Genomic DNA, 26,038 nt, shown 5'->3' on the forward strand with positions numbered 1-26,038 from the left:
GTTGCCGCACTTGGTCTTGCCAGAGCAAGTGGACATTACGTACAGCTTTCTTTAAAATGGATAATTCTGTTGGGTCTTAGCAGTGATTAACGGTATTTGAGGGGGGAGGTAAGTTACCGGGATGGTCTTAGACAGGAAACCGCAACAGCTCTTTAAAACTGTCGCGGTTTTATGTCTGCATAGTAAATAGCTTAATTCTTAGAGACAGGCATACCGTAATGCCTGATAAAGTCCACGCTACGTTCCATATCCGGATGCATCACGCGGTCGGTGCTCACAAAAGGAATTTGCTCCCGGAAATCAGCAAACAGCTGCTCCAGCGGTGGTGAGCTGCGTAGCGGTCGTCTGAACTCGAGCGCCTGCGCAGCGTTCATCAGCTCGATGGCCAGCACACGCTCCACATTCTGCACCACCTTATACAGTTTCGTGGCCGCATTCGAACCCATGCTCACGTGGTCCTCCTGTCCGTTGGACGATGGGATGGTATCAATAGAGGCAGGTGTGCATAGCTGTTTGGTCTGGCTCACGATGGAGGCAGCCGTGTACTGCGTGATCATAAAACCGGAGTTCAGGCCCGGTTCCGCCACCAGGAAGTCTGGCAGACCGCGGCTGCCAGAGATCAGCTGGTAGGTGCGACGCTCGGAAATGCTCCCCAGTTCCGCCAACGCAATCGCCAGGAAGTCCAGCGCCAGCGCCAGCGGCTGGCCATGGAAATTACCGCCCGAAATGATCTCGTCCTCATCCGGGAAAATGTTCGGGTTGTCTGTCACGGAGTTAATTTCGGTCAGAATCACTCCTTCCGCATAGCGGATGGCGTCTTTGGAGGCACCGTGTACCTGCGGGATGCAGCGGAAGGAGTAGGGGTCCTGCACGTGCTGTTTGAACTGGCTGATTAGTTCGCTGCCCTGTAGCAGATGACGGAAAGTAGCCGCTGTTTCTACCTGTCCAGGATGCGGACGTGCCTGGTGGATCAGGTGGTTGAACGGCTCAATACGTCCGTCAAAAGCATCCAGCGACAATGCTCCCACTACATCGGCTGTGCAAGACAGACGGCGCCCCTGCAACAGGCAGTGTACTCCATAAGCACTCATGAACTGCGTGCCGTTGAGTAAAGCGAGTCCTTCTTTGGCCTGCAGGGCAATGGGTTCCCAGCTGAACATCTCCAGCACGTGACGGCTCTCCAGACGGTAGCCCTGGTAGTATACTTCCCCCAGACCGATCACCGGAAGGCAAAGGTGCGCCAGAGGCGCCAGGTCCCCGCTTGCCCCGAGCGAGCCCTGCTGGTACACGATCGGGTAGATATCGCGGTTATAAAAGTCAATCAAGCGCTTCACCGTCTGCAGTTGAACGCCGCTGTTGCCGTAGGCCAGCGATTGTATCTTGAGCAGGAGCATCAGTTTCACTACCTCAGCCGGCACTTCGTCGCCCATACCACAGGCATGCGACATCACCAGGTTGCGCTGCAACTGTTCGAGGTTATCATGCGAGATCTGCTTTTTGTAAAGCGAGCCAAAGCCGGTGTTGATGCCGTAAATACTCTTGTCGGTGCTCGCAATCTTGCGGTGCAGGTAATTGTAGCAGTGCAAAATGCGCTCCTCTGCCTCTTGTGACAGGGCCAGGGTATACCTGCGGCTAATGGTTTCCTCGATGCGCTCCAGGCTCAGGTGCTGGCTGGAGATATGGTGAACGTCGCTCATAATGTGAATTAGTTTGCTTCAGATTTCAACTGGGCAATGATGTCGTCGATGTAAAGCTCGTCCTGCTCGCCGGTCTGCATGTCGCGCAGCTTCAGTTTGCCAGAGGCCATCTCTTCGGAACCGATCAGCAGCACAAAGGGAATCTTTTTCTGATCCGCATAGCTCATCTGCTTTTTCAACTTGGCACTTTCCGGATACAGCTCCGAAGCTATACCTGCGTTGCGCAGTTTCTGAAGCAGAGGCAGGGCATAACGCTCCGATTCCTTGTCGAACTGCACGATCAGCACTTTGGTGCCTACCTCGCTGCTGGCCGGGAACAACTGTAGTTCCTCCAGCACATCGTAGATACGGTCCACGCCGAAGGAGAAGCCCACACCCGATACGCCTGGCATACCGAACATCCCTGTAAGGTTGTCGTAACGGCCACCACCGCTGATGCTGCCCATGTTCGCATTGTTCACTTTCACCTCGAAGATGCAGCCGGTGTAGTAGGAGAGGCCACGGGCCAGTGTCACGTCCAGCTGCAGGCGGGGCTGACCAGAGGGGTTCTGCGTCGTGAGCGCATCACTGCCTAGATTCTCCAGATACTCCCATACCTCCTGCAGGTCTTTCAGGCCGCGCTGACCTTCTTCGGTGTTACCCAGCAGCGTTTGTAGTTGGTCGAGTATTTCCTGGTTGGAGCCTTTTAGATCATAAAGCGGCTCCAATTTATCCATGGCGCCCTCGGCTATACCTCGCTCCAGCAGCTCTTTGCGCACACCTTCCGCCCCGATCTTATCGAGCTTGTCGATGGCCACGCAAATATCGCCCTCACGGCCTTTCTCCCCGATGGCCTCGGCTATACCTGCCAGCACACCCCGGTGATTGATCTTGACAGTAAAATCGGTCATGCCCAGCGTGCTCAGAACTTCGTCGATCATCTGTACGATCTCGGCCTCACACAGCAGGGAGTTGGTGCCCACCACATCGGCATCGCACTGGTAAAATTCGCGGTAACGTCCACGTTGCGGACGGTCGGCACGCCATACGGGCTGAATCTGGTAGCGTTTGAACGGAAAGCTGATCTCGTTTCGGTTCATCACCACAAAGCGGGCGAAAGGCACCGTTAGATCGTAACGAAGCGCTTTCTCCGAAATCTTGCGGGTGATGTGCTTCGAGCCCTGCTCAATATCAGTGGTAGTGGTTTTGGATAGGAAGTCGCCTGAGTTCAGAATCTTGAAGATCAGCTGGTCGCCCTCGTCGCCATACTTGCCGGTGAGCACCGACAGCTGTTCCATGGCGGGAGTCTCAAGTGGCAGATAGCCGAATTTCTCGAAGGTGCGCTTGATGACGCCAAATATATAGTTGCGCTTGACCACCACGGCAGGGCCAAAGTCGCGGGTTCCTTTAGGTATAGAGGGTTTTTCCTTGCTCATGTTTTCAACTTTGAAGGCGAAGTTACTAAAACAGGAGCAAATGCACGGACTGATTTTTAAAATGCGTTGTCTTCCCCGCGCAGCATATTATACACAGTATAGAAGACGATTTTAAGATCCAGAAAGAAAGACCAGTTCTCAAGGTAAAAGATGTCGAGTTTCACCCGGCCGCGCATCTGGTGTATCTCGCTCGTGTCGCCACGGAAGCCACGCACCTGCGATAAGCCTGTTATACCTGGTTTGATGAAGTGTCGCACCATAAACTTATCCACGAGCGTGGAGTAATACATGGTATGGCTCAGCATATGAGGCCTTGGACCTACAATCGACATTTGCCCCATTAATACATTGAAAAACTGCGGCAGCTCGTCCAGACTAGTCTTACGAAGAATGGCTCCTATAGGCGTAATGCGGGAATCACCCCGTTGTGCCTGTTTGGAATTAGACTCACTGTTCACATACATGGTCCGGAGTTTCCAGCATTTAAATTTCTGGTTATCCAGGCCCGAGCGTTCCTGCTTAAATAAAATAGGACCCTTAGAATCGAGCCTAATCAAAACTGCGAGGATAGGCAACAGCCAGGAAAGGATAAAAATTATGACAAATGATGAAAAGACAATGTCAAAGGCACGCTTCAGAAACTTATTGATCGAATCATCCAGCGGGATAGAGCGAAAAATAAGCACAGGTAACATATCATAGAAATCTACTTGTAGCTTCTGGTAAGGCAGGCCACCTGGCTCAGGAAGAAATTTCAATCGAATCAGGTTATTGTCCACAAAGCTGAGCAAACGCACGATCTGGTGCTTTTGCAGTTCAAAGGGACTACAATATATTTCATCTACTTCGTTTTGCGACACAAAATCCTCTATTTCATTAATAGTGCCAACTACACCGGGTTCCTGCGCATGCTTATCATCAAAAAAACCCAGAAAACGGTAGCCGTGTTCGGGGTGATTCTTAAAGAAGCGTCGCAGTTCCTTGCCTGGAGCTGTATAGCCGATGATTATTACTTTCCGGTAATTATACCCCTTCTTTCTGTACACCCGCAGCGACGTGATGACGATGATGCGCCAGAGAATTACCAAGCAAGCAAGTATGAGGTAGTGGTGAAGTAAGAAGCTTCGGGAGAAAACTTGGGTATTCAGGATATTGAGGATCGCCTCAATCAAAATCAAATAGAGCAGTGTCACTTTCAGGACATTCACTACTATTTTGAGGAGCCTGGTAACTCTATAAAACTTATAAATGCCGAGCAAACTCGTACACATGAACCAAGCAATCAGGGCATAGACCAGAAAATTGGCGTAGGTTCCTGTAATAAAACCAGCTAATGTATCCTCCGTCAGCCAATAAGCAGTCGCTGCAGAAGTTGTAATAGCCACAGCATCGCCTAATGCATGAAGGGGCTTAATATATCTGGAATACAGGCCGGGCATTTTACCTAAAATAGATTCTGTCTAGACCAAAGGTAAATTTGAATATGTTATTTATCAAATTGATTCAATGTATTGGTGGGGCATCATTTGAAAAGTTATCGGAATGAAATGCCATAATTGAATTGAAAAAAGCATAAAAGGCTACGCCTTTGTTTAAAGTAAGAACCATTTCAGGTATAAGGCTGATGAAAATAATCAGCAAAAAACTAAAATATAATATATCCTTGGTTTTGACAGACCTTACCATAGGGTACAGAAGGCATGCTATTAATGAGAGAAGTCCTATAATCCCAAGTCTGGCAGCTGTATCTAAGTACTGGTTATGAGCAGTATAACGTAAAGTATATGGAATTTCGTAGTTATTATTATAATATTCTATCTGTAATCGATCTTGCATGTCACCTGTTCCGACGCCTATAATAGGGTTCTCTTTAAATATATTATAAGCTGATCTCCACTTCTGAATTCTTAAACTTGCACTAAATTTTTCATTATCCTGGTCGACATCGATATTTAATAATCCCTTAAACTTTTCTTTTAATATTGGGCTTACCATTATACTTGTAGAGATGAGCCCAGTGCATAGAACCAATAATAAAATACCAGTCTTGAATCTTCGGTATTTTAATGTGTAATATAAAATCCAAAGTGGAACAAGGATTAATAAAATGAAAATCTGTGTTCTGGCTGACAAAGCAGCGATAAAAGCTATATGCAGACAGATCGTTACTACTACCAATATAATAATGTACTTTCTTTTAGGCGTATATAGAAATGGAATATATTGTATCAGTATTAGTATGGTAAAAAGGGAATAGATCGCCATATAGTTTGGATGAAATCCAAAACCCTGTACCAGGCCTTCCGAAGAGTAATACCAGGCATTATGCGTTGCAAACTCAAAGCCTAACCTATAATTTCTCAAAAGTGTCTCTACAATGCAAAGAAGCGCAATAAGGGTGCTAGTAACTGCGAATACTAAGAAGATAGACATTATCTTTCGTTTAGAAATCGGAGGGACGCTACCTAAAACGAGCGGGAGAATAAGCAAGAGGAGCATAATCTCTAACTGCCGAAATGCTTCTTTTATGTTGGTACTATAAACAACACCAACCGCATATATTATGAAGAGAGAGATAAAAATAAAAAAATATGCTGACTTAGCGGGGCGAATCCTTACTTTACCTTGCGCTAAAAGCCATAACCAGCTTATAACAATAACTATTGCAGCTATATTATTAAGTATAAAGAAGGCGAGCGGTAGAGTAGCTGCAAATGCGAGAACGCCGGCATAGAATAAATTTTCGCTAAGAGAACTATTGCTCTGAGATGGTCTAATATTCATCAATGTTCAGCAATCGTTAATCGAAGGACAATTCAGGAAGTGCTACCAAATGTTGAACGATCCTTTCTGAGGTCTTCCCATCCCATAAGTTGGGGATAGCGCCTTTTTTCCAGCTGCCATTGTGCAGCTTCTCAAACGCCGGCCCTAACGCCTCTTTTTTGGTGCCTAGCAGCTCATTGGTGCCTATAGTGCATGTCTCAGGTCTTTCTGTACTATCACGCAGCGTCATGCAGGGTATACCCATTACTGTTGTCTCTTCTGTTATACCACCGGAATCCGTTATGACTGCCTTTGCATATTTGACAAGGTAATTGAACTCTAAATAACTTAGCGGTTCAATCAGGTAGAGGTTTGGAGCAGAAACAGCCGTTTTAGACAATATCGAGGCAGTTCTTGGATGTACAGGGAATATTACGGGTAACTCTCCGCTTAGCTTTACAATTTCATCGATCAGTTCCAGTAACTCTTGCTCCTGATCCACATTAGATGGCCTATGAAGGGTAAGAACCAGATACTCGCCCGCAGTTAATGCGGCACTTTCCCAGATTGAAGGTTTTTTGAAGTTAGGCATTTGCTTCAATAGGGTGTCAATCATCGTATTTCCGACATAAAATATACGATCATCACTTATGCCATTCTTACGCAGGTTCTCATTGGCTACCTCAGATGTTGTAAAGAAATAATCCGTAATAGCATCAGTTACAATGCGGTTTATTTCTTCAGGCATTTTGATATCACCGGACCTTATGCCAGCCTCCACATGTGCCACTCTCGTATGCAGTTTCTTAGCTACAATGGAACATGCCATGGTTGAGGTAACATCACCGACGACTAAGACGAGGTCCGCAGGGTTTTCCATCAAGTCTTTTTCGAATCTAACCATAATATTGGCAGTCTGTTCAGCCTGTGTGCCACCTCCAGCTTCCAGATTAACATGTGGCTCCGGGATTCCTAGCTGTTCAAAGAAGTCATGACTCATTTTTTTATCATAGTGCTGCCCAGTATGAACCAGTCGATACCGTATAGGAAAGCCTTCTGCAGATTTCTGTTCAATAGCATCAATAATTGGAGCTATTTTCATAAAATTAGGTCGAGCCCCAGCAATAATTGTAACGTCCATATAACTTCTTAACTCCTAAAAATTTGAGAGAGTAAGGTAAAATCTTTACTTTTTTAATGAGAGTAATCTGAATTTCTCTCTTGTAATAAGATAAATAAAGCTAGTGTTCGTATAGAGGTAGCGTTTCCACATACGACCTGGCTCCTGGATAACTCTGTAAAACCATTCCAGCCCAGATTTTTGCATCCACACCGGAGCCCTTTTTACTTTTCCGGCCACTACGTCAAAGCTACCGCCTACACCCATTATGAATGGCATCTGAATGATGTCTTTATAGGTGTCCAAAAACACCTCTTTTTTGGGCGAACTCATGGCCACAAATAATATATCGGATTTAGATTCGGCTATCGCTTTGGCAACTGCAGCTTCCTCCTCTTTTCCAAAATAGCCATTGCGGTATCCCCCAATAATGTCCCCACCGTATGTTTTTGTATACTTCTCTACTACATTTGTCACAACTTCCTCGGCCGCTCCCAAAAAGAAAATCTTATAGCCTTTCTCTGCTGCTAATTTGACCAAAGCCTCCATCAAGTCAATACCGGCCACACGTTCAGGCAATGCTCTATTCAGTATTTTTGATGCCCATACTACTGCCTGACCATCCGCATTAATAATATCACAGTTTATAATCGACTGTCTTAGAAGATCGTCTTTTTGAGCGTTCACCAGCTTTGCCGCATTCACAACAACATGATGTATCCTTTTCTTCCTGACAATGGCGCTGTCTATTTTACTAAGGGTTTGTTCCATAGTGAGCGCATCAATAGGACAGTTCAGTAAGGTGATTCTATTGTGCATGTAAGAATGATGAGGTTGTTTCTTTCTGATTGAGAGATTTCAGCCAAAAATAAATATTTAACAGAAGAAAAATATGCTTTTCACGATTGTATCCATGTTCATGCTGTTCTATTAGTTGAGCAACATAAACCTGATTGAATACTTCTGAAAAAGTCGTGCCACGTGATAGAAGTATTTCTTTGAGAACGGAAGCCTCATTTTTAAACCATCTATTCGTAGGAGAAAGAAACCCTTTCTTCTTGCGGCTTATGATGCTAACAGGCAGCAATTCTTCTGCAAACCTTTTATGAATGAGCTTGCCACCCTTCATATTCACCTTGAATCGTTGCGGTAAAGACTCGATAAAACTGACAAGTTCCAGATCCAGCATCGGCACCCTGCACTCCATAGAAAAATGCATGGTAATCTTATCCGTATAGTTCAAAAGGTCATCTGCAAGGTTCATACGGGTGTCTAACGCCATCATTCTCTCGACTGTACTTTCCTTTCGCCTACAGTCCAGTAGTTGATAGTAATAGTCTATACTTTTGATGCTTTGCCTATCTGCAGTACCAATTAACTGTATGATTTCCTGATCGTCGAACACCTCATAAACTGAGAGAAAACGTTTAACATCATCTTTGATGTTGAGCGACTTAGCACCCTTTACTGCATTTTCGTTGCCAAGCCTCATAGCCTTGGCCACTGGTAATGCCAAACCTCTAAGCAAGGCCGGGGTATGGCTAAACATAAGCTCTGATTTATAGCGGGTATAGCCTCCCAGTGGTTCATCTGCCCCCTGGCCTGTAAGCACCACTTTCACTTGTTGGGAGGCGAGTTCTGACAGAAAATACATTGGAATCATGGAAGTGGTAGCCAGCGGCTCTTCCACAATATGGCAGCATTTTTCGATTGTGTCCAGAAAATCAGGGAATGAGATTTTTTTGTAATAGTGGTCTAAGCCAAGAATGCGAGCCGTTTCTGCTGCATCATCAATTTCGTCTTCGTCGAAATTGCCTTCAAACCCAATAGTATAGGCTTTTAGCTTTCCTTTGTAATGCCTGGAAGCCAGAGCCGCCACCATGGCAGAATCAATACCTCCGCTTAGTAATACGCCGATCTCTACATCAGAAAGGAGCTGTCTCTTTACAGCCTCTTCCAGTTTCTGTCCATATATTCTAACTACATCTTCTGACCCATATGACCTCGTTTTAGGAACGGGTTCTATATAATGATGTTCTTTTAATACAGCATGCCGATCACTCAGGGTTATCTCCAGATAGTGGCCTGGTCGAATTTTCTCTACCTGTTGATGAAGCGTATGCGGAGAAGGATTATACCTTAATCTGAGGAGCGAGGCAAGAGCTTCCTTGTTAATAGTTGTTTCCTCTAGTATCGCCTTTATAGGTCTGATCTCGGAAGAAAAGATAATACTATTATTCTGAGTGGTATGATAGTAGAGCGGCTTTACGCCAAAAGGGTCTCTGGCTAGGTATAGCTTGCCCTTTTTTATATCCAGAAAAGCAATTGCAAAAATACCATTCAGGTCCCTGACGCCCTCAATGCCATGCTCAATCAGGTAGTATAGAATTGTTTCGGTATCTGAATGACCTCTATACTGTATAGTGTCAGGTAATCTTTCTCGTAGATCTAAATGATTGTATATTTCACCATTGAAAATCAAGGCATAGTCTTTACAGCCGGATAACATGGGCTGGTGACCAGCGGGGGAAAGGTCTATTATAGATAAGCGTCGTTGGCTAAGGAGTACAGTATGGCGATTAACTTTAAATTCTTCAAAACCAAAGTCATCTGGCCCCCTGTGTTTAATAGTATCTAAAGTTGTGTTATCAAATGCAATATTTACTGAACCTAAAATTCCACACATTATAATAAGGTATGCTGTTTACCTGTTTAAGTTTGTTTACAATTACTAAGCTAATTTCAAGGTAAAATTAAGTTAATATTGCATCATTTCTTAGTTGTTACTCTTAAATATTATATCAGCAGAAACAGTTCCAATATCATTAAGACCTTGTTGGTTATAGTGTACAGCGTCATGCATCCACCCGAATTCAGGGAATTTATCGGTTCTGCGATACACAATAAAGGTAGAAGAGTCCTCTTGGGCTATTTCATCCTGTGCGGCCCGTACAGCATTTGACCCGTGCTTAGTTGGTGTCGTAGTATTGTACCCTGTAAGTATGATATAAAATTTCACATTTTCCCCCAGTAGTCCGCGGTAGCGCTTAATAACATCTTTCAAAGCATCCTTGTACTCTGTCTTGGTGATTATGCCGCTGTTTATCGCATCGGCGTCATTCTCTCCCTGACTCCAAATGACACCACTTATAGATGTTTTCATGTATTGTGATGCCATTTGAGCTTTATTGATTGAGCAGTTAAAAAGGTTTCCATCTTTTGACCAGTTGCCCCAGTTATTTGTTTCAGCAAGCTTATGACAGGCGCTACCACCCTTAGCGGCCTGTACAATTACAATGGAATCGCCACTAAGCTCATAATATCGTTTAGAAAACGCAGGCCAGGCACTACCTGATTCAGCGGCTTCAAAATAACAGCCTGCATATCCTACTGGATCTTTAATTGGTCTTATTGAATTATCCTCTGTAAAGTATTCAAAGGTAGGTAATGAAGTATTATCAGGAGACTCAGTTTGGTTGCCTAAGCCTTTTGCATTACTCTGTCCTGCAACCAAGAATATTTTTACTGAATTAGTACGGGACTTATTAGGATCATTGCCACAAGAACAGGAAGTTAGTAGCAGAATGACAGCAAGTAATAAATGAAAAGGCATCATAGATAAGGAATATTGACTCTATCTTATTGAAATTAAATATTACCAATAGCTAAACTAGCTATTGAATAACTAAATTTCAGCTGCTTACTTTCGCAGTAATTTAGCAAACATCAGGTTGTGTTTTGTCTCCTTTTCAGCACTTTTGCAGGAACTCCACCCACAATACAATAAGGCGGTACATCTCTAGTCACTACTGCACCAGCTCCTACAATACTGCCTTTACAAATACGGACACCGGGCATAATCACAGCACTCCTGCCAAGCCAGACATCATCCTCAATAACTGGATTCTTATAACTTGTTTCTCCCTGTAAAACCATAGGTACATCGACACTGGCAAACTGATGAGATGTGTTAAGGATGGATACATGAGGTGCAATCATAACAAAGTCTCCTATGACAGCCCCTTGGATAAACACATGCTCATTAATTTGGCAATGTCTACCTATGTTTACCTTATCAGGCCCACTGGAGATATATACATTATTCTCGAAATAAGAACTCTTGTCATAAATCATCAGTTTAAGAATCTTCGACACATAAAATACCCTGACCCGATTAGAAAAAGATAAGTACCTGGAATGGGGCAACTTGCTAACCAAAATATAGTATATAGCCAGTTTTATTTTGTTTAATATGGTATGCATAATGGGGCTTCTAAATGGTCTGTAGTCTTGTCATTAGAGCTTGAGAAACAGTATCACTGCTATACTGAAGGGCAGTAGAGCGGGCATTTGCCTGTAGTGTTTTTCTTTCAGCTAGCGAGAGGGACAGGAAACCAACCAGCTTCCTATAAAGTTCCTCTTGATCATCAGGATCAATGTAGAACCCATTGACTGATTCTCGTATATAATCTGTCAGACCGCCTCTTCTGGATCCTATAACAGGTACTCCGCAGGCCATCGCTTCTAAACCAACCAATCCCAGACTCTCATACAGCAGGGTAGGGAATACCAGGACATCGAGTTCATTCAAGACATCAGGCAATTTTTGTTGTTCGATAAACCCTTTATAAGAGACGAACAGCTGTAAACCAGAAAGTTCTAACTCATCTAGAAGTTTTAACTTATCGCTACCATCTCCAACTACTAATGCTTTAAACCTATTTTGGTAGGTCGGGTCGTGTTGCAGTTTGCTGATGGCTTTTATAAAAGTCCTCCATCCTTTGCTTTCTTCAATCCGGCTTACGTACCCTATCACAACCTTATCCTGAATTTCCTTTCTGAATGGGCTAAAAAGGTTGGTGTCCACTCCTCCGGAGGGAGATACCTGAATTTTCCTTTCATCTATTTGGTAAAGCTCACGTACTTTACGCGCGAAAAAGTTGGAGGGAACAACGAGCAGGTTTGTGTACTTAAGTAGGCGCTTTACAACTATTTGCAGTGCATGTTGCACCCTGGAAGTCGTCATCACATCGTCTCCATGGGCATTGAGCACAATGGGTTTATTAACCACTAGCCGTAGCAGGAGGAGAGGCAAGGCACTATGTGTGATATAGTGCGCATAAATCATATCATAGTCACCTCTTAACCCTTTTGCTATTATAGCATAGTAGAAAAAGATGTACTTGAATACTTTTTGTGAAATAGAAATGCCCTTGCCTTCAATTACGGCTTTGTCTACGATAACAAAACCATTTTTCTCTGCATGCCTTTCAAAGTTTTTTACAAAGATGCCATAGCCTGGGTCTTTCCTGGAAGGATACATGTTAGATACCAGAAATATTCTGTTTTTCATGCAAAGGAAATTAAGTAGTATTTACTCTTTGGGTAGCCTTTATATAAATGCAGAATATTGCAAGATAAAGGGCATTTAAAGCACTGGCAAAGAAATGTCCACCTAACCCTGCGATAAAAAAATAGATAAGAATAAAATAAAGATTAAAATATCTATTCTTTTTAAATGTAAACAAGCTGCTAAAAAACAAAGATATATATATAATAGAGCCTAAAGCACCGAAGAGTAGAAACAAATCAACGAAGTCCATTTCAACTAGATAGCGTAGTTGGTCCTGACCGCCAACGATAAAGTTCATAATTCCCCAGTGATCTATATTAGCATAAAAGTGTTCTTGTAATAGGAGATCGCGCCCAGATAGAAGCATTGTTAAAAGGCCACGTTTGTTTGCGATCTGGTAAAAATATTCAAATCTTATCTGAGCATCTTCAGTACTTAGATAGGTTTTTACAGCTATAACGGTAATAATGATCGTAGACAGAACCATCACTTTGATTTTAAAGCTTGAAGTTCTTAGAAAATGCAGCAGTAACAGGGAAATGATGATAAGGTAAATAGCCTTGGTGCCTAATAGTAAAGAGGCTGCAATGATAATATAGAATTTTTTAGAGGATATTCCTAATATATACCTTCTGTAATAGGAAAGGCATATGGCGATCAGATAAAATAAGGTTGCCTCATTTACTGCGGGTATGAAACCAATGTAGCCGAACCTAAAGCCACCCTCACCCGGGTAAGAGCGTAGCAGGTCAATTTGGAAAAGCGCTCCCAAGAGGATAATGACGGAGTTAATTACGAATATATTCTCTAGCAGCGTAATAAGCCTCTCAACCAGATAATTATGATCTTGCAACTTATAGATTGCCTGGTAGATAATGAAAACAAAGACATACTTGTTAAAAACTGAAATGTGAAAGAGCGCATTATAATAATGCATGTACGAATGCCTGAAAAGGATAAGGCCTACTGAGAATAGGCAAAACAGAATCAGAATAGTGAGGATAAAACTTAAGCGGGTTCTATTACTATAGACGATTATGAAAAAAAGGAAGACAAACTCAAAGATGCCTCTGACATAAACAGATACACTGAAATTAATGTTATCATAAATAAATAACCTATTAAATATATCGGAAATAAAGAATATTACGATTGCTATTTTGAGCACCCAATAGACTTGTTTGCTTTCGCTTATATAAGTAAGGCTGGTTAAAGTCATTTATATCACTATAGCTAATGAGAGATACCTCGTTCACTTTCTACTCAATCTAGCACTTTAATTGAGTATCCATCCTCTGATTTGTATTCAATATGTTGGTATCCCTTTTCCAAAACAGATTTAAATACGATTTTAACTATTAATCATTGTGCATTAAACTTTTGAGATATCAACTCTAAGTAACAAGCTAATAGCGGTGAATTACATAACATTGTTATTCCAAAAATTTAGTAAACAAGAATAAGCGCAATCCTTTTCTCTAATAGATATATTATATCGCCATTACAGTCAATAATATTGAATTGTATAGAACATGGTATGCTTGTATCTAACTTCTAATGAGCAACTCTTTTAGAAGACAAATTTGTTTTATTGAGGACTTTTCAGAATAATCAACGGCCATTTTTTTTGTATGCTAATTGAATTACTGACTTCAATTCTAAAATATACCAAATGCGTATTATCGTAATGATAGGACCAACTGGATAAAGAGAATCTTCTAATTACATTAACTAAATTTCAACCATCCATTACTTTGATTCTTAACCGTTAATGTCAGCGATCATTAACTATTTATAGGTGAGGCAAAGCTTCCTGATTTTATTAAAAAAAACATTGATAAGATTTTAACTAGATACTGTCATCGCTTTAGTCTTTGCAGTAAGAAGGCAATATGCTTCGATAATAACTATGAGTGCTAAAATGAAATATAAAGCTACTTGTACACAAAGTAAGCCGTAAATGCCAAGCAAACCTAACATCAATTTTGAAAAGGGGGTAACACTGATAGCTGCAAGAAGTGTCGTTATGACTAGTGTATTCATTTTTCCCATAGCGCTCTGGAATGTCTGTGCACATGCCCAGAGCGTATACATAGTAACCCATGCACCCACCAGCAAAAACATTGATGTTTGTGTAACGTATTCTTCTCCGGCCAGTAAACTAAGCGCAAAATTGCCAAAAAATGTTATTCCAGCAGTCGCGGCACTAAAAATTGCGAGTGTTACTAGAAGAGAGTTTCGGAGTGCAGCCTTACACCAATCCCAAGCCTGGGTATTTATAGCATGCGAGTAGCCTGCCCACATTGGATTAAATGCAGCCTGATATACACCTAAAATAAATAGGTATAATTTCTGCACAAGGTTGTATTCAGTGGCTATAGATAAGCCTATACTTGAACTTATGATAACAGTTCCTGCATTAAATAGGAATGCACTAGAAATTTGAAGTATAAAAAAAGGGAACCCCTTGCGGAGCATCTCTAACACAATTGGACCAGAACCTATATGGCTAATGTTGAAAAGACTCCAGCCTCGCCTTTTTACAAAAATTACAGTCCCTGAAATATACATTATCAGGATACATGTGAAATTTACAAGGGAAATTACTACAATAGATTGATCAGTGAATACCAGCAGCAGTAAAACGGCGAAAGATAAAACTGCCTGGAAAATATTTAAATAGGCGACGATGTATGATTCATGATAAGAGTAAAAACAGGCATTACTTATTCCGAAGGGAATACCTATAAGTAAGATTATCTGAACCCAAACAACAATTTTTTTGCCGACTGACTGCAGCGATAAGCTGTCTGTCTTAAAAAGCTCTTCTAAGGGAAGAATATCCTGTAAGGCATATAATCCTACACTTAATACTAATGTTAAAGTAAAGAAGAAATATAGAACTATCAGATAGTGCCTTTCTGCTTCTTTATCTCCAGTGGTTCCTTGAGGAATATATGCAGATAATTTGTTACGTAATGCATTACCTATTCCAAAGTCACCAGTAGCTAGAATCGCTGTGATAGATGTTATCGTAACCCAGATTCCAAACTCTTCTTTTATATAATACCTAGCAAGCATGAAAACGAGGAGGAATCTGGTTACGTTTGTTACAACTGCCGCAGCCATATTTATGAACGATCCTTGCAGCACCTTCTGTGTCAGGCTACTTTTGTCTTTCAGCATATAAAATCTTTAGACTAGGCATGCGAGCCAATTTCCTTCATCAGGATTTTGTCGAAAAGCTCAGAGAAATTTTGAATTGTATACTTCTTAAAGTCATTACTGTTTACAAAATCAGAAGCAGCACATAAGTGTTTTGTTGCTTCTTCCTCAGTCATACTTTCCAAAGCATGTTGTAAATCTTTAAAATTATCATAGTCTCTGAAGTCCAAGTAACAGTCTTTCGGGACAAAATTTGCTATATCAGGAGCTCCAAAATAAACAGGAATAGTTCCTGATAGTAAGCAATCGAAGATTTTTTCAGTAACATAGCCTGGGTAAACGCAGTTCTCGAAGCAGAGATTGAATTTATACTGTGCCAGTACGGCATGCTTGCTGTCAACTCTGGTTGGGTTTAATTTTTTGGCTGCATTGTAGTACTTGCTGTTCAAGCCATGAGGCTTATCCCAGAGAGTACCATATAAGGCAAAGCCTTCAACATTTGAGAAATGGAGTATAGCTTCAATTCGCTTGGTGTAAAGATCCTCAAATCTAAAGAAGGGATTGGTTGCTTTTACCAGTTGGACATAGCCCCTCTTTAAAATTCTACGCAGCGATAATAGAGGCCGATTAATGGCTACATCGAACCTACGCTTGTTACTGGCAACCATCACTAGGAGTTTTTTTTCAGACCAAGCAACACGAGTGTCTAACTTATCAGACATATTGTTAGGCCAATACAGTTTGTGGTAGGTAGTTGATGGGTTAGCATATTGCTCAAGTCCACTAAAAAGAATTGAGTGCCGATACTTTCCGGTATAATAAAAAAGATTTTTATGATATTTTAAAGCAACATTAGGCGATTCCTGAGAAAATGTAATCAGCGGTGTTATACCCTTTTGAATTAAAGTATCTGTATTAGGAGTATACATTTCAGATATAAGGTACTTATCATACTGCTCATACTGCTTTTCGTCAGCTAAATAAACATCCGAAGTAATGATGCTCCAACCTTGGTGTATGCAAAAATCATAAACGTCAGGCCAAAAAGCTGAACCGGGAAATTTTACTATAAAACTTCTGTCAAACAGTTTATTATTCAGAAAATTGGTCGTGAAAAGGTCACAGATAATTAATGTTCTTTGCATAAGAGTTAAACCACTTTTCTTAGTTTAAGCTTTGTAGTGGTAAGTATAATGTAAAAAAGAGTAGTTAAACTAACGTAGCTAATTCCGTGATGTGAGATAGCTTTACAAAAATAGAGGTTAGCCAATCTATATTTTTTGTTTTTGAAATACATAGTGCCGAAATGCCTGTAATAATTTCCCCAAATTTTATCAAACAAGCCTTGTTGATCAGTTACTTTGTCAGCATACTTGGCAATGAATATTTTGTAAGCCTTCTTATACTTATTTATTGAATTTGACAGTGACCCATTACTTATGCGATAATATGCTAAGACCTTAGAGAGATAGCCGAATCTAGTTCCTTTTTCAGCTATTCTTATCCATAAGTCATTATCCTCAAGTGTTGGAAGCGATATATCAAAACCTCCAACTTTTAAAAGCAAATCTTTTTCTACCATGACCGTTAGTACTCCAATCGGGTTCTTGTAGTAGAGCGTTGGTAGCAGATGGCCAGTTTTGGGGTAGGTGATTTCTGTAAAGGATTTCCATGGACGTTTTATAACTCTATCAGCACAAAAGTACTCCAAATTGGTATGGCTTATTAGAAAAGTTTCATTTTGCATGTGAAATTCGCATTGTAATTCAAGCTTTTCATGGTGCCAAACGTCATCTGAATCTAGAAAGCATATCCATTTACCTTGCGCATGTGATATGGCAGTATTTCGGGAAGCACTCAAACCTTTGTTTACATCGTGTGTCAGCAACCTTATTTTTGAGTTGTTTGCACAGTAATTCTTAGCTATACTCGCAGTCTGATCTGTAGAGCAATCATTTACAATGATCAGCTCCCAATTCTTATAAGTTTGTTTTAAAACGCTTTCAATAGATTCTGCAATAGTGTTTGCAGCATTATAGGCAGGCATTACTATAGATACTTCCATTACTGCGCAGGTATGGCTTTATGAATTGGGCCACTGATGAGTTAAAAATAATGATTTATGCTTCAATAATATGGCAGAGTTGCAAAGATAAATAATAATATTGAACATCGGATTGGATTATTATTTGTTATTTTGCCGCCTGATCGTATAATCAAACTGATCTATATTTTTCTACAAATGCCACAGGAAACAACTAAATATCGGGGTGAGAAAGTAGCAAGAGAAGATAACATTGACATCGATATGATTTCTATTTTACAATCTATCGGAAGAGGTATTTCCAATGCTTTAAGTTTTCTTACCAGTGCTATTAAGAATTATTTTTTACTGATATCAGTATTAGTAGGAGCAAGTATAGCAGTGAGTTACGTTGTATACAAGACAACTAAGCCTTACTATACCTCCTCTATGACATTAGTGCTGGCAAACATAAGAAATGAATTTATAGAGGATCAGCTAGATAAATTATCAGATATGATCGATGATGATAACTTCGAAACTGTTGCCAATAGACTGGATATTACCGCAGACGCTGCTCGTCAGGTCAAGGAAATGAAATTTATAAATCTTGACCAGGACAGAATTGACGAAGACAGCGTACTGACAGGCTCTCCGTTCCGTATCGAGTTAACTATTTACGAACCCCTGCTTTTCGAAAGTCTCGAGCCTGCAATTACGAATTACCTGGAGAACAACAGGTATTTTGCCCGTCAGAAGAGTATTAAGCAAAAGCAGGTAGAAAATTTGATCTCTAAGCTCAAAGAGGAGATATCTTCTATTGATAGCATGAAAACGAATGTAAGTGAGCCGAAAGGTCCTGTTGGTGGATTTGTTTATGGACAGCCAATAGACCCTACCAATCTGTACCGAGAAAGCATTACTATGTACAAGGAGCAGGTGGAACTGGAATCAGATCTTGAAAAGCTTGCAAACGTAGAGATCGTAACAGGATTTACGCCAAGATTGAGGCCCACAGGACCAAGTTTAATAAGATATTTAGCAATCAGTGGTTTGGTGGGGCTGCTTCTTGGAATAATTGTAGCTATAAACCTGGAAAATAAAAAAAGGAAAAAAACAGGTTTAGCCTAGCATTTGTCTGACCTGAGTTTACAAAAGGATCGGGCTGCCAATTTTTGGCAGCCCGATCCTTTTGTTTTAAAACCTTAGCTAATTAATAACTCCTACTCCTCCTGCCGCAAAACCCAGCTCAGATTATATAAATCTTTCCTGCGGTCTTTTAGATTACGCACGCTGCCGGCCGTATTAAGGTCCTTTAACAGATCCAGGTCCAGGTCAGCGATAAGGGTCATCTCCGTGTTTGGGGTGGCTTCGGCTACTACAGCGTCGTGCGGGAAGGCGAAGTCGGAAGGGGAGAAGACGGCTGACTGCGAATACTGGATGTCCATGTTCTCTACCTTCGGTAGGTTGCCCACACTACCCGTGATGGCCACATAGCACTCATTTTCTATGGCGCGGGCCTGGGCGCAGAGGCGTACCCGCAGGTAAGCATTCTTCGTATCCGTCCAGAAAGGAACGAAGAGTATCTTCATGTCCATGTCGGAGAGCATGCGGGCCAACTCTGGGAACTCCACGTCGTAGCAGATCAGGATGCCGATCTTGCCGATGTCCGTGTCGAAAATCTTCAGTTTGTGGCCACCGCGCATACCCCAGTAATGCGACTCGTCCGGCGTCACGTGCAGCTTGTACTGCTTGTCGTAGGTGCCGTCGCGGCGGCAAAGGTAGCTCACGTTGTAGAGCTTGTTGTCGTAGTACTCCGGCATGCTGCCCGCAATGATGTTGATGTTGTAGGAGAGAGCCAGGTGAATCATGCGCTCCCGGATCTCCTCGGTATACTCAGCCATACTTCGAATTGCCTCCGAAGGAGACTCCTCGTTGGTAAGTGCCATCAGCGGAGCGTTGAAGAACTCGGGGAATACCACCATGTCTGATTTATAGGAGCTGACGGTATCAACAAAGAACTCCACCTGCTGCATAAAATCATCCAGGTCCTTTATGGCGCGCATCTGCCACTGAACTATGCCGATACGAACTATCTTCTTCTTGCCCCCCAGCAGCTTTTCCTTTTCCTCGTAGTACACGTTGATCCATTCCAGCAGGGTGGCATAAGCCCTCGACTCGGTGTCGTCTGGCAGGTAGCCTTTCAGGATCTTGCGCACGTGGAAGTCGTTGCTGAGCTGAAAGGACAGCACCGGGTCTGAGAGCTCCTTGTTGCGCACCATCTCGATGTACTTGGCCGGCGTCAGTTTATCAGCGTAATCCTTGTAGCCAGGTATACGACCGCCGGCAATGATGCCTCGCAGGTTCAGGTTCTCGCAGATTTCCTTGCGGGCGTCGTAGAGACGGCGGCCCAAGCGAAGGTTGCGGTAGTCCGGGTGCACAAACACGTCGATGCCGTAGAGGGTCTCGCCCTCGGGGTCATGCGACTTGAAGGTGCCCTTGTCGATGATCTGGTCGTAGGTATGCTTATCGCCATACACGCTATAGTCCACAATCAGGCTGAGGGCCACGGCCACCACCTTGCCTTTGTCTTCTATACAGATCTGTCCTTCCGGGAATTTTTTGAGGAGATTGGAAAACTCCTTGCGGGTCCAGGCGCCATCGATGTTCGAGTACACCAGGTCCATGATCTCTTTTACTTCTTTGTAATCTTTGAGCTCCAACTGGCGCAATAACAGCCGGTGCTCCGAATTCGCTTCTATTTTTTCACTCATAGGTCAGGTTTGGGGTTACATGCTACAGGTATACGTGAAGCAAGTATCGTTTTGATATGATATTTTAGCTGAAAGCGGTAAATCCTGCCTTCATGCAAATCTAAAAAGAAAAAGCGCAGCTTTGACACCGCGCTTTGGATTGTATAGGTATAGCTCCCTTAGAGCTGCACTTCCGGAATGTCGCCTTCCACGATCAAACGCCCTTCAGTCGCCCGCTGAATTTCTTCTACCGATACGCCCGGTGCGCGCTCCAGCAGCTTAAATCCATCCCCCGTTACTTCGAGCACGGCCAGGTCGGTTACGATCTTCTTGATGCACTTCACCCCCGTAATCGGCAGGGTGCATTCTTTTAGCAGTTTGGAGGAACCATCGCGGGCGGTGTGCTGCATCGCCACAATGATGTTTTTGGCAGAGGCCACCAGGTCCATGGCGCCGCCCATACCTTTCACCATCTTGCCCGGTATCTTCCAGTTGGCAATATCACCCTGTTCCGACACCTCCATGGCACCCAGGATGGTCAGATCCACGTGCTCGCCACGGATCATGCCAAAACTATCTGCAGAACTGAAAATAGAGGAGCCCGGCAGGGTCGTGATGGTTTGCTTGCCTGCGTTGATCAGGTCGGCATCTACTTTGTCTTCAGTAGGGAAGGGGCCCATACCCAGCAGACCGTTTTCTGACTGCAGCACCACTTCCACCCCCTCCGGAAGGTAGTTGGCCACCAGCGTAGGTATACCAATGCCCAGGTTCACGTACATTCCGTTTTTTACTTCTTTTGCGATTCTCTTCGCTATCTGATTTTTGTCAAGTCCCATTTTTTTGTGATTTGAAGATTTGAAAATTTGGAGATTTGAAGATGATTCAATCTCTCACTTTGCGCTTTTCGAACTGATAATGATTTTGGAAATGATCCGCTTAATGGACTTTAATTTTTCTTGAAGATGCATTGGGTCAGGATAAGAAGGCACACGTTGGCAAAGTATCAGCCAATATTCTGTTTCCTCGACCTCTTTTGCAGCAATCTTGAACTTATGAATAAAATCAGCCTTACTCTCTGCATTCTGGGCCTCCCTTACATTTGCGCCTATAGAAGTCCCACTTTTTAGAACCTGGTTTGCGATTACAAATTTTCGCTTTGATTCCAGTTCCTCAGCATAAAGAATTATATCAACCGCAAAATCTAATGTACAGTCGAGTATGATGTTGTTTTTCTGATTTTCCATCATTTTCAAATTTTTACATCTTCAAATTTCCAAATTATAAGGTTCTCACTGTTCGCTGTTCAATACGCTTCTCGTACTTCTCGCCCTGGAAAATGCGCTGGACGAAAATGCCGGGGGTGTGGATCATGTTCGGGTCCAGCTCGCCAGCCGGCACCAACTCCTCTACCTCCGCCACCGTTATTTTACCGGCTGTAGCCATCATCGGGTTGAAATTGCGGGCTGTACCTTTGAAAATCAGGTTACCAGCTGTGTCGCCTTTCCAGGCCTTCACAAACGAGAAGTCGGCCTTTAGCCAAGCTTCCATCAAATACATTTTGCCATTGAACTCACGGCTCTCTTTGCCTTCGCCCACTTCGGTGCCGTAGCCGGCCGGAGTGAAGAAAGCAGGTATACCGGCGCCACCGGCACGGATGCGCTCTGCCAGCGTACCTTGCGGAATCAGCTCTACCTCCAGTTCACCGCTCAGTAACTGACGCTCAAACTCGGCATTCTCACCCACATAGCTGGCTATCATCTTTTTAACCTGGCGCTTTTGCAAAAGCAGACCAATGCCATAGTCGTCCACACCGGCGTTATTAGAGATACAGGTCAGGTCTTTCACACCCAGGCGCAGCAACTCGTGTATGGCGTTCTCAGGTATACCGCATAGCCCGAATCCGCCCAGCATGAAGGTCATGCCATCCTGTACACCCTGTAGGGCCTCCTGTACGTTCTTTACAGTTTTATTTATCATAGTTTATGATGTGCTTACGCCATGGCAGGTATAGCTATACCTGCTATGGTCGCGGTTAAACGATTGATTCTATAGAATAGGTAAGTTAGATAGAAAAAAAGCCATATACAACGTATGGCTTTTCGTTTTTAGGTGAAATAGGATTAAGATAAGGTGAAATGACTTACGAGGCTAACGTACGCAGGGTCGCTTCCCTATCTTTTGCCAATTGTGCCTTCAGGGCATCCAAGCCGTCGAACTTCTGTTCCTGGCGCAGCATTTCCACAAACTCAACCGTCAAGGTTTGCCCGTAAAGGTTCCCCTCATAGTTGATGAGGTGCACTTCCAGGGTAAGGTGGGAGCCGTCCACAGTCGGGCGTACACCAATGTTCATCATGCCGGGCAGGCGCTGGCTTTCATACCTGACCCAAACAGCATACACACCATGGGCGGGTATAAGCTTGTGTGGCGTGGGCAGGGCGAGGTTGGCCGTCGGGAAACCGATGGTGCGGCCTAGTTTATTGCCCTCTACCACAATTGAAGTCAGGCTGTAGGTATGGCCCAGGTAGCGGTTGGCGGTAGGTATATCGCCTGACTCGATCGCCTTGCGGATCTTGGTGGAGCTCACCCCGATATCGTCCACATCCTGACGCGGAATCTCTTCCACCTCAAAGCCATACTGCGCGGAACGGGCCTTCAGGTGCTCAAAGCTGCCCTCGCGGTTTTTGCCGAAACGATGATCGTAGCCAATAACGAGCACTTTTGTATGAATCGCCTTCACCAGCACGTCTTCTATAAAGGTGCGGGAACTCAAGCGGGAAAAGGCTTTGGTGAACGGAATGATCAGCAGGTAATCGATGCCGAAACTGCGCAGCTGCTCGATGCGCTCTTCAATAGTGGAAAGCAGTTTGAGGTCGTTGTCCTCCGGGAAAAGCACGAGGCGGGGATGGGGCCAGTAGGTGATGACCACGCTCTGGCCATCAGCCTGGCGGGCACGCTCCTTCACCCGCTGCAGGATCTTCTGATGACCCACATGCACACCATCGAAAGTGCCGCTGGTCACCACCGGGAAACTCAGTTTTGGAAAATCAGCTATATCACGAATTACTTCCATCTGCTTCGAGTTGGGCTCTTCTGATCTGCTGTATGTCTTCTATGGTGAGGGCATCCTCCAGCTTATACTCCCCGATACGGGTACGCACGAGCGCCGAGAGGTGTGCGCCCACACCTAGCTTCTGACCCAGGTCATGGGCCAGGCTGCGGATGTAGGTGCCTTTGCTGCAGATCACCTTAAAGGAGATGACAGCACCATCTATACCTATGATCTCAAATACCTTGATAGTGACAGTGCGTGGTTTCATTTCAGCCTCCTTGCCTTTACGGGCCAGGTCATAGGCGCGCTTGCCGTCGATCATCACTGCTGAGTAAATAGGAGGGATCTGCTCGATGGTGCCTACAAAGCTGTCGGCAGCCGCCTGTATGTCGGCTGGGGTCAGGTGACTGATGTCTTTGCTTTCGCTTACGGGCGTTTCCAGGTCGTAAGAAGGCGTTGTCTGGCCCAGGGTGATGGTGCCGGTATACTCCTTTTCCTGTGCCTGAATCTCGTCAATGCGCTTGGTGAATTTGCCGGTGCACAGGATCAGCAAGCCCGAAGCCAATGGGTCGAGTGTGCCGGCGTGGCCGATCTTTTTTACGCGGAGGGTATTGCGCACTTTCTTCACCACGTCAAACGAGGTCCAGGTAAGCGGTTTGTTGAGGAGCAGGATCTCGCCTGCTTCAAAGTTGTAATTCATGTTATACTCTTAAGTCAACACCCATGGCCAGCAGCGCCAGCAAGGCTATACCTAGTGCGATACGGTAATACCCAAACATCTTGAATCCATACTTGGTCAGGAAGTTGATAAAGAACCGGATGGCGATCATTGCCACGATAAACGCGACTATATTGCCGATTAGCAATAGCCTGAGGTCATCGCCCGTGATCACGTCGAAGCTGTTCCTGATTTTTACGAGATCGAAGGTAAGGATGTCTGAGATCTCCAGCTTCAGCAGGTCTTTCACCAGCTTATAGCCAGCCGCCGCCAGCATGGTGGGCACTGCCAGGAAAAAGGAGAACTCAGCAGCTGCCTTCCGGTTGATGCCCTGTGTCAGGCCACCGATGATGGAAGCCGCAGAACGCGATACCCCCGGAATCATGGCGATGCACTGGAAGAAGCCGATCACGAGCGCATTCTTGTAGGTGATCTTGTTTTCCTGGGCATGGGCAAACCACTTGTCCACGAAGAGCAGCACCACACCGCCCGCCACCAGCATGACGGCCGTGATAAGCACGCTGCCCAGCATGGCGTCGATCACATCGTTGAGCAGAAAGCCAATGACAGCCGCAGGTATAAACGCCAGAAACAACTTCTGGTAAAACTCAAAACTGTTGATAAAGCGCTTCCAGTATAGCACCACCACCGACAGAATGGCCCCAAACTGTATGTTCACGGCAAAAATTTTGGTGATCGGTAGCTCGTTGATGCCCATCAGGGCCGAAGCGATGATCATGTGACCTGTAGAGGATACAGGCAAAAATTCGGTAAGTCCTTCAACTATGGCTAAAATAATAGCCTGCCATTCACTCATCTAACTAATCTTGTGTGTTTTCGTGTGTTCTATCTTTTACCATGATCGCAAACAGCTCGATCACAAAGCCGGCCATCACCACAATGGGTCCCAGTGTGATGCCCAGAAAGCCCAGGCCGTACTCTTCGTTATCAAGCGTCATGATGATAAAACCAACGGCCAGCACAACAATGCCAACCAGCATCAGAATGTAGTTTTTTTTGCCAAAGGCAAGCTTGCTCTTATTTTCCATATTAGTATAGTTCGTCAAGTGAAAGGCGCAGATACTTCCGTACAGCGCGGTAAGAGCTCAGGAAACCGATCACGGCACCCAGCACGATGAGCGCGATCATGAGCATGTACAGCTGCTCTTCGTCTTTGAGCAGGCTCAGCTCCGTAATCTCGCGGTAGGCGTACTGCATCAGCGCGAACAGTAGCACAGAGGCAATTATACCACTGATGATGCCCTGAAAAGCGGCGCGGTTAAGGAAAGGACGCTGTATAAAGAACGACGTAGCGCCCACCAATTGCATACTACGGATCAGGAAACGCTGCGAGTATAACGCCAGTTTGATGGTATTGTTGATCAGGATGATCACCACCAGCACCAGTATACCTGCAAAGCCAAGTAGCAACATGCTGATCTTCTGGATGTTGCTGTTGATCGATTCGATCAGACTTTCGACATACTGCACCTCATACACGCCCTCAATTCCCTCGATGTCGTTTTTTATACCTTTGAGTTGCGCCGAACTGGAACTCTCGGCGTTGATCCGAAGCACATACGTGTCACGCAGCGGGTTGTCTCCCAGAAATGCGGTAAAATCCTCACCCGTTTCCTCTAAAAATGCCTTGGCGCCTTCTTCTTTTGAGAGGAACCGTACCTGGGCCGTATCGCCTTTGTAACCCACGTATTCCTTTGCGGCGAGTGTCTTTTGTAGACGATCTAGCTGCACCTGTGTCAGGTTGCGATCCAGGTATACCTGCATCTCGATGCTTTCCTTCACAATATCCGACAGTTTGCTGGCATGGATCAGCAGTGTGCCAAACAGGCCGATCACAAACAAGGCCAGGGAGATGGAGAACACCACCATGGCATGCGGGTAATTACCGAGCTTCTTCTTCTTAACTGTCCTGGTTGTAGTTGTTGCCATACGATACGCTTCCGTGCAAAAATAGAAATATT

General features: G+C 44.0%; 24 protein-coding genes. 1 reads left to right on the top strand and 23 read right to left on the bottom strand.

Going from position 1 to position 26,038, the window contains the following annotated elements:
• Window positions 1-191: 191 nt before the first annotated feature.
• The 14 genes from hutH to Q4E40_RS13545 all read right to left on the bottom strand — a co-directional run bounded on the left by hutH (window position 192) and on the right by Q4E40_RS13545 (window position 17,578).
• A complete protein-coding gene (gene hutH / locus Q4E40_RS13480; RefSeq protein ID WP_303412860.1) occupies window positions 192-1,697 on the bottom strand; it encodes a histidine ammonia-lyase in 1,506 nt (501 codons plus the stop codon).
• A gap of 8 nt (window positions 1,698-1,705) precedes the next feature.
• Window positions 1,706-3,112 (bottom strand): histidine--tRNA ligase, encoded by a 1,407-nt coding sequence (gene hisS / locus Q4E40_RS13485; protein WP_303412861.1) that lies wholly within the window; start codon window positions 3,110-3,112, stop codon window positions 1,706-1,708.
• A 56-nt stretch (window positions 3,113-3,168) separates the two neighbouring features.
• Entirely contained in the window at window positions 3,169-4,551 is a 1,383-nt protein-coding gene (locus Q4E40_RS13490; RefSeq protein WP_303412862.1) for an undecaprenyl-phosphate glucose phosphotransferase, read from the bottom strand.
• 64 nt (window positions 4,552-4,615) lie between these two features.
• A complete protein-coding gene (locus Q4E40_RS13495; RefSeq protein WP_303412863.1) occupies window positions 4,616-5,896 on the bottom strand; it encodes an O-antigen ligase family protein in 1,281 nt (426 codons plus the stop codon).
• Between the two features lie 16 nt (window positions 5,897-5,912).
• Entirely contained in the window at window positions 5,913-7,016 is a 1,104-nt protein-coding gene (wecB, locus tag Q4E40_RS13500) for a non-hydrolyzing UDP-N-acetylglucosamine 2-epimerase (RefSeq protein ID WP_303412864.1), read from the bottom strand.
• A 45-nt stretch (window positions 7,017-7,061) separates the two neighbouring features.
• On the bottom strand, window positions 7,062-7,814 hold the full coding sequence (locus Q4E40_RS13505) for a WecB/TagA/CpsF family glycosyltransferase (protein ID WP_303412866.1): 753 nt from the start codon (window positions 7,812-7,814) through the stop codon (window positions 7,062-7,064).
• Window positions 7,804-9,681 (bottom strand): asparagine synthase (glutamine-hydrolyzing), encoded by a 1,878-nt coding sequence (asnB, locus tag Q4E40_RS13510; protein WP_303412867.1) that lies wholly within the window; start codon window positions 9,679-9,681, stop codon window positions 7,804-7,806. The genes Q4E40_RS13505 and asnB overlap by 11 nt, the downstream gene beginning before the upstream one ends.
• Before the next feature lie 90 nt (window positions 9,682-9,771).
• Window positions 9,772-10,611, bottom strand: coding sequence for a sialate O-acetylesterase (locus tag Q4E40_RS13515; RefSeq protein ID WP_303412869.1), 840 nt, complete (start codon window positions 10,609-10,611; stop codon window positions 9,772-9,774).
• Window positions 10,612-10,721: 110 nt separating this feature from the next.
• Window positions 10,722-11,258, bottom strand: coding sequence for an acyltransferase (locus Q4E40_RS13520; RefSeq protein WP_303412871.1), 537 nt, complete (start codon window positions 11,256-11,258; stop codon window positions 10,722-10,724).
• Window positions 11,259-11,268: 10 nt separating this feature from the next.
• Window positions 11,269-12,348, bottom strand: a complete 1,080-nt coding sequence (locus tag Q4E40_RS13525) for a glycosyltransferase family 4 protein (RefSeq protein WP_303412873.1) — start codon at window positions 12,346-12,348, stop codon at window positions 11,269-11,271.
• Between the two features lie 10 nt (window positions 12,349-12,358).
• Window positions 12,359-13,120, bottom strand: a complete 762-nt coding sequence (locus tag Q4E40_RS13530; RefSeq protein ID WP_303412874.1) for a hypothetical protein — start codon at window positions 13,118-13,120, stop codon at window positions 12,359-12,361.
• 1,073 nt (window positions 13,121-14,193) lie between these two features.
• Window positions 14,194-15,534, bottom strand: a complete 1,341-nt coding sequence (locus Q4E40_RS13535) for a lipopolysaccharide biosynthesis protein (RefSeq protein ID WP_303412876.1) — start codon at window positions 15,532-15,534, stop codon at window positions 14,194-14,196.
• Between the two features lie 14 nt (window positions 15,535-15,548).
• Complete coding sequence (locus tag Q4E40_RS13540) at window positions 15,549-16,658, bottom strand: glycosyltransferase family 10 domain-containing protein (RefSeq protein ID WP_303412878.1); 1,110 nt, start codon at window positions 16,656-16,658, stop codon at window positions 15,549-15,551.
• Window positions 16,659-16,663: 5 nt separating this feature from the next.
• On the bottom strand, window positions 16,664-17,578 hold the full coding sequence (locus Q4E40_RS13545) for a glycosyltransferase family 2 protein (RefSeq protein WP_303412879.1): 915 nt from the start codon (window positions 17,576-17,578) through the stop codon (window positions 16,664-16,666).
• 177 nt (window positions 17,579-17,755) lie between these two features.
• Between Q4E40_RS13545 and Q4E40_RS13550 the strand changes: the two genes are divergently transcribed.
• On the top strand, window positions 17,756-18,667 hold the full coding sequence (locus tag Q4E40_RS13550; protein WP_303412880.1) for a chain length determinant protein: 912 nt from the start codon (window positions 17,756-17,758) through the stop codon (window positions 18,665-18,667).
• A 92-nt stretch (window positions 18,668-18,759) separates the two neighbouring features.
• Here Q4E40_RS13550 and Q4E40_RS13555 read toward each other — a convergent pair whose 3' ends face one another.
• From Q4E40_RS13555 to Q4E40_RS13595, 9 genes are all read right to left on the bottom strand, one after another.
• The gene (locus tag Q4E40_RS13555; protein WP_303412882.1) at window positions 18,760-20,310 is read right to left on the bottom strand and encodes a carbon-nitrogen hydrolase family protein; all 1,551 of its coding nucleotides are present in this window, start codon (window positions 20,308-20,310) and stop codon (window positions 18,760-18,762) included.
• A 158-nt stretch (window positions 20,311-20,468) separates the two neighbouring features.
• A complete protein-coding gene (locus Q4E40_RS13560) occupies window positions 20,469-21,125 on the bottom strand; it encodes a CoA transferase subunit B (protein WP_303412883.1) in 657 nt (218 codons plus the stop codon).
• A 54-nt stretch (window positions 21,126-21,179) separates the two neighbouring features.
• Window positions 21,180-21,536, bottom strand: coding sequence for a four helix bundle protein (locus tag Q4E40_RS13565; RefSeq protein ID WP_303412885.1), 357 nt, complete (start codon window positions 21,534-21,536; stop codon window positions 21,180-21,182).
• 31 nt (window positions 21,537-21,567) lie between these two features.
• On the bottom strand, window positions 21,568-22,266 hold the full coding sequence (locus Q4E40_RS13570) for a CoA transferase subunit A (RefSeq protein WP_303412887.1): 699 nt from the start codon (window positions 22,264-22,266) through the stop codon (window positions 21,568-21,570).
• Between the two features lie 163 nt (window positions 22,267-22,429).
• Complete coding sequence (locus Q4E40_RS13575) at window positions 22,430-23,359, bottom strand: bifunctional riboflavin kinase/FAD synthetase (protein ID WP_303412889.1); 930 nt, start codon at window positions 23,357-23,359, stop codon at window positions 22,430-22,432.
• A complete protein-coding gene (truB, locus tag Q4E40_RS13580) occupies window positions 23,343-24,038 on the bottom strand; it encodes a tRNA pseudouridine(55) synthase TruB (RefSeq protein WP_303412890.1) in 696 nt (231 codons plus the stop codon). The genes Q4E40_RS13575 and truB overlap by 17 nt, the downstream gene beginning before the upstream one ends.
• Window position 24,039: 1 nt before the next feature.
• On the bottom strand, window positions 24,040-24,873 hold the full coding sequence (locus tag Q4E40_RS13585; RefSeq protein WP_303412891.1) for an undecaprenyl-diphosphate phosphatase: 834 nt from the start codon (window positions 24,871-24,873) through the stop codon (window positions 24,040-24,042).
• A 4-nt stretch (window positions 24,874-24,877) separates the two neighbouring features.
• Window positions 24,878-25,105 carry a DUF3098 domain-containing protein gene (locus Q4E40_RS13590; protein WP_303412892.1) on the bottom strand — a complete coding sequence of 76 codons (228 nt, stop codon included), beginning with the start codon at window positions 25,103-25,105 and terminating at the stop codon, window positions 24,878-24,880.
• A gap of 1 nt (window position 25,106) precedes the next feature.
• Window positions 25,107-26,006 (bottom strand): cell division protein FtsX, encoded by a 900-nt coding sequence (locus Q4E40_RS13595; RefSeq protein ID WP_303412893.1) that lies wholly within the window; start codon window positions 26,004-26,006, stop codon window positions 25,107-25,109.
• Between the last annotated feature and the right edge of the window lie 32 nt (window positions 26,007-26,038).

Origin of the sequence: Pontibacter coccineus, from assembly GCF_030546575.1 — a bacterium.
Lineage (GTDB): Bacteria > Bacteroidota > Bacteroidia > Cytophagales > Hymenobacteraceae > Pontibacter > Pontibacter coccineus.

Excerpts from the sequence above, each read along its gene's own strand:
- Q4E40_RS13585 (WP_303412891.1), bottom strand. The coding sequence starts at position 24,873 with ATGAGTGAATGGCAGGCTATTATTTTAGCCATAGTTGAAGGACTTACC.
- hutH (WP_303412860.1), bottom strand. The coding sequence starts at position 1,697 with ATGAGCGACGTTCACCATATCTCCAGCCAGCACCTGAGCCTGGAGCGC.
- Q4E40_RS13565 (WP_303412885.1), bottom strand. The coding sequence starts at position 21,536 with ATGATGGAAAATCAGAAAAACAACATCATACTCGACTGTACATTAGAT.
- Q4E40_RS13550 (WP_303412880.1), top strand. The coding sequence starts at position 17,756 with ATGCCACAGGAAACAACTAAATATCGGGGTGAGAAAGTAGCAAGAGAA.
- Q4E40_RS13495 (WP_303412863.1), bottom strand. The coding sequence starts at position 5,896 with ATGAATATTAGACCATCTCAGAGCAATAGTTCTCTTAGCGAAAATTTA.
- Q4E40_RS13545 (WP_303412879.1), bottom strand. The coding sequence starts at position 17,578 with ATGGAAGTATCTATAGTAATGCCTGCCTATAATGCTGCAAACACTATT.
- truB (WP_303412890.1), bottom strand. The coding sequence starts at position 24,038 with ATGAATTACAACTTTGAAGCAGGCGAGATCCTGCTCCTCAACAAACCG.
- Q4E40_RS13590 (WP_303412892.1), bottom strand. The coding sequence starts at position 25,105 with ATGGAAAATAAGAGCAAGCTTGCCTTTGGCAAAAAAAACTACATTCTG.
- Q4E40_RS13490 (WP_303412862.1), bottom strand. The coding sequence starts at position 4,551 with ATGCCCGGCCTGTATTCCAGATATATTAAGCCCCTTCATGCATTAGGC.
- Q4E40_RS13505 (WP_303412866.1), bottom strand. The coding sequence starts at position 7,814 with ATGCACAATAGAATCACCTTACTGAACTGTCCTATTGATGCGCTCACT.
- Q4E40_RS13535 (WP_303412876.1), bottom strand. The coding sequence starts at position 15,534 with ATGCTGAAAGACAAAAGTAGCCTGACACAGAAGGTGCTGCAAGGATCG.
- Q4E40_RS13555 (WP_303412882.1), bottom strand. The coding sequence starts at position 20,310 with ATGAGTGAAAAAATAGAAGCGAATTCGGAGCACCGGCTGTTATTGCGC.
- Q4E40_RS13570 (WP_303412887.1), bottom strand. The coding sequence starts at position 22,266 with ATGATAAATAAAACTGTAAAGAACGTACAGGAGGCCCTACAGGGTGTA.
- Q4E40_RS13595 (WP_303412893.1), bottom strand. The coding sequence starts at position 26,006 with ATGGCAACAACTACAACCAGGACAGTTAAGAAGAAGAAGCTCGGTAAT.
- asnB (WP_303412867.1), bottom strand. The coding sequence starts at position 9,681 with ATGTGTGGAATTTTAGGTTCAGTAAATATTGCATTTGATAACACAACT.
- Q4E40_RS13520 (WP_303412871.1), bottom strand. The coding sequence starts at position 11,258 with ATGCATACCATATTAAACAAAATAAAACTGGCTATATACTATATTTTG.
- Q4E40_RS13525 (WP_303412873.1), bottom strand. The coding sequence starts at position 12,348 with ATGAAAAACAGAATATTTCTGGTATCTAACATGTATCCTTCCAGGAAA.
- Q4E40_RS13515 (WP_303412869.1), bottom strand. The coding sequence starts at position 10,611 with ATGATGCCTTTTCATTTATTACTTGCTGTCATTCTGCTACTAACTTCC.
- hisS (WP_303412861.1), bottom strand. The coding sequence starts at position 3,112 with ATGAGCAAGGAAAAACCCTCTATACCTAAAGGAACCCGCGACTTTGGC.
- Q4E40_RS13560 (WP_303412883.1), bottom strand. The coding sequence starts at position 21,125 with ATGGGACTTGACAAAAATCAGATAGCGAAGAGAATCGCAAAAGAAGTA.
- Q4E40_RS13575 (WP_303412889.1), bottom strand. The coding sequence starts at position 23,359 with ATGGAAGTAATTCGTGATATAGCTGATTTTCCAAAACTGAGTTTCCCG.
- Q4E40_RS13540 (WP_303412878.1), bottom strand. The coding sequence starts at position 16,658 with ATGCAAAGAACATTAATTATCTGTGACCTTTTCACGACCAATTTTCTG.
- wecB (WP_303412864.1), bottom strand. The coding sequence starts at position 7,016 with ATGGACGTTACAATTATTGCTGGGGCTCGACCTAATTTTATGAAAATA.